1 protein-coding gene is annotated in these 1,012 nt (G+C 46.1%); it reads left to right on the top strand.

The genetic code is table 11. The features are described from left to right. Window positions 1–97: 97 nt before the first annotated feature. Window positions 98–997 (top strand): IS982 family transposase, encoded by a 900-nt coding sequence (locus Xenpb_RS19325; protein WP_187655735.1) that lies wholly within the window; start codon window positions 98–100, stop codon window positions 995–997. Window positions 998–1,012 lie beyond the last annotated feature (15 nt).

Below are 1,012 nucleotides of genomic sequence, written 5' to 3'. Positions count from 1 at the left end.
TAACGCGATGCTCGACTTTCGAGGTGAGTTGAAATGACATAGCCGCTCCTTTATAACTTTAAGTCGCCAAACTGAGAGAAATAAAGGAACAAGGGCTATGTCACAGCAAGATTTTATCATTTGGGTGTTTTGTTGGGTAGACGATAATTTAACAGCGTTACAGCAAGGCACACGATTGAGGAGCCGGGGGATCCCACCTAAGTTGAGTGATGCGGAAGTCATCGCGATGGAAGTGATTGGTGAATTCTTAGGATTTTCAACAGATAAAGGCATTTGGACGTATTTTTGTGACCACTGGCGCGCATGGTTTCCGGGGTTAGGTTCACGCGCTAACTTTGCCAAACAAGCCTCTAATCTTTGGGTTGTCAAACAAAAACGGCAAGAAAAGCTGGCGAGATTATTGGGCGCGTTCGACAAGCCGGTACATATTATCGACGGATTTCCGCTGGCCGTCTGTGGATTCAAAAGAGCAAAAGGCAGTGCCAACTTTAAAGGACAAGCCGATTATGGGTACTGCGCCGCCAAAAACGAAACTTACTACGGCTTTAAAGGGCATCTTATGATAGATGAAACCGGCGTGGTAACGGGGTTTACGCTGACACCCGCCAATGTCAGTGAGCGTGAAGCAACCTGGGATGTAATCGGCCCGATAAAAGGCTATTTGCTTGGCGATAAAGGGTATTTAGGTACTGAATTTAAACAAGAAATGAAAAAAGAAGGCATTGAAATGATAACCCCGGTGCGTGCCAATATGGATGACCCTGTCCCCAGAGAGACGAGAAAGCGCATTAATGCCAGGCGACGTTTAATTGAAACCGTCATTGGCCAACTCGCCGGGCAATTTGCTATCGAAAAGTGCTGGGCACGGGATTTGTGGCACTTGAGTAATCGAATAGCCAGAAAACTGCTTTCTCACACGTTGGGTATTTTTGCCAATTTTAAACAAGGCAAAAGTCAACGCGACTTGCTTCAACAAGCCAAGGTTATAGGGTGTTAAAGTCGAGCATCGCGT

It is taken from the genome of Xenorhabdus sp. PB62.4, assembly GCF_014467285.1.
GTDB lineage: Bacteria > Pseudomonadota > Gammaproteobacteria > Enterobacterales > Enterobacteriaceae > Xenorhabdus.
The sequence above is the reverse complement of the archived record's forward strand: the minus strand, read 5'-3'. Positions and strand labels throughout refer to the sequence as shown.

What these genes read in the sequence shown, in the direction of transcription:
- Xenpb_RS19325 (WP_187655735.1), top strand. Translation starts at nt 98, where the DNA reads ATGTCACAGCAAGATTTTATCATTTGGGTGTTTTGTTGGGTAGACGAT.